Raw genomic sequence first — 4,130 nt, forward strand, 5'->3', positions numbered from 1 at the left:
GGCCAGCCGTGCCGCCTCGAGCGCGTGGTCGGGGCCCGCGCCGCGGTCGATGCTCACGATCGCGCCCGCCCACACCCCGTGCCTGCGCGACGCCTCGGCCATGACGGGCAACTGGAACTCGAGCGCCTCCTGGGCGGAGCCGAACGCCACCGCCTTCTCGGGGATCGACGCGAACTCCAGCGCCACGACCCCCTGCGCGGCGGCGTCGGCGATGACCTCGTCCAGGAGCCGCTCGACCCGCTCCGGCGTGTGCAGGAGGTCGATGAGCAGGCCGTACGCGTCGAGGAACCGTGTGAAGTCGGGGTAGTCGACCAGCGGCGGCACCTCGAGGCCGTCCTCCGCGCACCACTGTCGCAGCGTGGCCTCGCGCATCGCCGCCTCGAGGTGGACGTGCAGGTGCGCCTTCGGCAGTGCGGTCAGGCTCCGGCGGGCGGCGTCGGCGGGGCGGACGGCGTCGGTCATTCGTCGGCCTTGACCTCGCGGGCCTCGTCGGCGATGTGCTGGTGCGTCATCGGGTCGGATCCGTCCCATGCGGTGACGTTGCGGGCCTGCGGCAGGTCGTCGCGGTGGAACACGGGGTTGTGGCCCTTGGCCTTCTGTCGCAGGTAGTGGCCGAGCAGCGCCACGGACAGGCCGCCGAGCGGGAGGATCGCGATGAGGTTGATGGTGGCCATGAAGCCCATGAACAGGTCGGCCAGACCCCAGACGAGGTCGACCGAGCCGAGCGCGCCGCCGAACACAGCGAGCAGGACCAGCGCGCGGAAGACGTTGATCGTCCGAGGGCTGTCGCGCAGGAAGTTGATGTTGGCCTCGCCGTAGTACGAGTTGCCGAGGATCGACGAGAAGGCCAGGAAGAAGATGACCACCATGAGGAACGGCACGCCCCACTCGCCGACCTGCGAGGCCAGCGAGTCCTGGGTGAGGGTGATGCCCTCTCGGTCGCCGCCGAACTCGGGGTCGGCGAGCAGGATGATGAACGCCGTGGCCGAGCAGACGACGAGGGTGTCGAAGTAGACGCCGAGCGACTGGACGAGGCCCTGCTTGACGGGGTGGGAGACCGATGCGGTGGCGGCGGCGTTGGGGACCGAGCCCATGCCGGCCTCGTTGGAGAAGAGGCCGCGGCGCATGCCCTGCATGATCGCCGCGCCGATGGTGGCGCCGGCGATCTCGCGGAACCCGAGCGCGTGGCCCACGATGAGGCCGATCATGTCGGGGACCTCGGTGATGTTGATGGCGACGACGATGAGGGCGACGACGACGTAGGCCGCGGCCATGACCGGGACCAGGATCTCGGTGACCGCGGACAGGCGGCGCACGCCACCGAAGATGACGAGGCCCGTCACCAGGGCCAGCCCCAGGCCGATGGCGATCCCGGCCCCGGTGCCCTGGAGGTCGAACTGGTTGCGGACGGACTCGGAGATCGAGTTGGCCTGGACGGCGTTGAACACGAAGCCGTAGGTGACGGTGATGATCACCGCGAACGCCACGGCCACCGGCTTCCAGCCTAGCCCGTCGCGGATGTAGTACGCCGGTCCGCCGACGTACGAGTCCTTGCCCTTGACCTTGTACAGCTGAGCGAGCGTCGACTCGATGAACGCGGTCGCGCCGCCGATGATGGCGATGAGCCACATCCAGAACACGGCCCCGGGCCCGCCGACGGTGATGGCGATGGCCACGCCCGCGACGTTGCCGGTGCCGACGCGGGACGCCGCCGAGATGGTGAAGGCCCGGAAGGCCGAGATGCCCTTCTTGCCCTCCTCGATGTCGGAGGGCTTCTCCGTGATGGTCCGCAGCATCTCCGGGAACAGCCGGATCTGGACGATCAGCGTGGTCACGGAGAAGTACAGCCCGGCGACCACCAGGAGGGCGATGACGCCGTACCAGTAGACGTCGTTGATGCTCGCGACGAGCTCGGTGAGTTGGGTCACGGGTGGTGACACTAGTAACGGGGAGGCGGCTGCGCCACTGAACCTCCACCGCCGAACCCCCGCACCCGGACCTCCTACTCTGGGGGAGTGACTGATGCGGGACCGAGACAGACGCGCGCCGGCGGGCGGGGTGGGAAGCCGACCGTGGCGCGACCGGAGACGCTGGAGCCGACCGCCCCGGATGTCGCCCTGCTCTTCGAGGGCGGGGGTATGCGAGCGGTCCACACGGCGGGCGTGGTCGAGACCTTGATCGAGTCGGGGATCCACACCGGTCTGGCCGCCGGGATCTCGGCGGGGTCGTCTCATCTGGCCAACTACGTCTCCCGTGACGCGGTGCGCGCCCGGAAGAGTTTTGTGGAGATGGCCGCGGACCCGAACTTCGGGGACTGGCGCAGCTTCGCGCGCGGCAAGGGCTTGTTCAACGCGGAGTACATCTACGAGCAGGCCGGCCTGCCGGATCAGGTGCTGCCGTATGACTTCGAGACGTTCGAGGCGAGTGGTACCGCTGCGCGGATCGGGACGTTCCGGTGCTCGGATGGCGAGACGGTCTTCTGGACCGAGGACGACGTCGAGTCGATGGCCGACCTGATGCGGATGGTGCGGTCGTCGTCGACCATGCCGGTGTGGATGCCGCCCGTGCTCATCGACGGCGAGTACTACGTCGACGGGGCCCTGGGCCATGACGGTGGGATCCCGTTGTCGGCGGCGCGCGAGGCGGGGTTCGAGAAGTTCCTCATCGTGCTCACTCAGCCGGAGGGGTACCGGAAGATCCCGCCCCGTCGACTGACGCCGTTTTATCGCTCGTACTTCCGCCGCTTCCCGGCGGTGGGGGAGGCGCTCCTGCATCGCTGGGCGCTGTACAACGAGACGCTCGACGAGATCGAGGAGCTGGAGAAGTCGGGCGACGCGCTGGTCTTCCGACCGGAACGGGTGACGATCAGGAGCTACGAGCGCCGGGTCGACCGGCTCGCGGAGGCGTACGTCTCGGGACGCGAGCAGGCCCGCCGTGAGGTCGACAGCTGGCTGGAGTTCTGCGGACTCTGAGAAGATCTGTCCCGCCGCTCCGGAAAGGCCCAGAAATGCGCGACGCCGCGGTCGTGTTCAGGGCACGACCGCGGCGAAGCGGGAAGGGGTGTGGCTCAGGAACCGAACAGCTCCGCGCCGCCGCCGAGGGTCGTCAGCACGTAGGCGGGGAGGCGCAGCAGCCCGTCGATGGCCGCGGAACCGAACGGCGCGGGGACGAGGTCAGCGGAGCCGGTGGCGAGGCCGTACCAGAAGTCAGAGAACATGGGCTGTCCTTTCGACGTTGGCGCCCACTGTCTGTGGGCTACACCACCAGAAGTTACGACCGCCCTGAGTGCCGTGCCACCGCGAAAGTCACATATTCCCCGGCTTGGTCGCCGGCTAAGGACATTGCGAACTATCGACCTGCTAAATGATCGGTTCGTGAAGAAATGGCCACGCTAAGTAACTTTCGCTCAATTTCGGCGACCGGGTACTCCGCCGATGGGCGACAGGGGACTTCTCGGATCGATCGCGCTACGCGACGCAGTTCCGGCAAGTCGGACGAAGCCCTTGTAGTGTCGAACACATATGCGTAGACTAGAACACGTATTCGAGACAGGTCGCGGCGCGGCCGCACGGCGGACCACGGGGGTGGGGCATGGACGGCGATCCCGGTCGCACGACCGGTAACCCCGCTGCCGCGTTGGCAGGCCTGACGACGGCGGCGCGCGAAGGCTGGGCCGCCGAGAACCGCGCGGCCGCGCAACGCCTGATCGCCTGCTACGCCCTGCTGCAAGAATGCTGGCGCGAGTACGGGCACGGCATCGACGGCAGTCACGAAGCCCGCCCCGGTCACGCGGTGGTCGACGGGCTCGTCGCCGCGGCCGGGTATGTGGTGGCGGCGATGTCCATCTCGGCCAGGCGCGCGGAGAAGATGCTGTCCTTCTCCTGGGAACTGCACACCCGCTACCCGGCGATCCTGGAAGCCATGGCCGCCGGGCTGATGGAACAACGCGTCGCCGAACTGCTCGCCCGGCAGATGGCCACCGTCCGCGGCGACGTCCTCGAGCAGGTCCAACGCCAGGTCGTCGACGACTACCTCAACGGTGTGGCCGCCGGGATCCGCCTGGGCGACAAAGCCCTGCGCGACGAGGTCGATGCCGTCATCGGCCGCCACGACCCCGACGCCATCCGCCT

4 protein-coding genes and 1 pseudogene are annotated in these 4,130 nt (G+C 68.6%); 2 read left to right on the forward strand and 3 right to left on the reverse strand.

Features of this window, described 5'->3' with window-relative positions:
• A pseudogene (locus tag G6030_RS15735) lies at positions 1 to 462 on the reverse strand (adenosine deaminase); the annotation flags it as partial.
• Positions 459 to 1,928 (reverse strand): amino acid carrier protein, encoded by a 1,470-nt coding sequence (locus G6030_RS15740; protein WP_182643753.1) that lies wholly within the window; start codon positions 1,926 to 1,928, stop codon positions 459 to 461. The pseudogene G6030_RS15735 and the gene G6030_RS15740, both read right to left, overlap by 4 nt.
• Before the next feature lie 144 nt (positions 1,929 to 2,072).
• Between G6030_RS15740 and G6030_RS15745 the strand changes: the two genes are divergently transcribed.
• Positions 2,073 to 2,972: a DUF6363 domain-containing protein gene (locus G6030_RS15745; RefSeq protein WP_182643754.1), complete on the forward strand. Its 900-nt coding sequence runs from the start codon at positions 2,073 to 2,075 to the stop codon at positions 2,970 to 2,972.
• 95 nt (positions 2,973 to 3,067) lie between these two features.
• Here G6030_RS15745 and G6030_RS15750 read toward each other — a convergent pair whose 3' ends face one another.
• On the reverse strand, positions 3,068 to 3,217 hold the full coding sequence (locus tag G6030_RS15750) for a hypothetical protein (RefSeq protein WP_182643755.1): 150 nt from the start codon (positions 3,215 to 3,217) through the stop codon (positions 3,068 to 3,070).
• Positions 3,218 to 3,591: 374 nt separating this feature from the next.
• Here G6030_RS15750 and G6030_RS15755 point away from each other — a divergent pair.
• Positions 3,592 to 4,130, forward strand: a 539-nt coding sequence (locus tag G6030_RS15755; protein ID WP_241724411.1) for a DUF222 domain-containing protein, incomplete at its 3' end; no start/stop codon positions are given.

Source organism: Dietzia sp. E1 (assembly GCF_014145015.1).
Taxonomy (GTDB): domain Bacteria; phylum Actinomycetota; class Actinomycetes; order Mycobacteriales; family Mycobacteriaceae; genus Dietzia; species Dietzia cinnamea_A.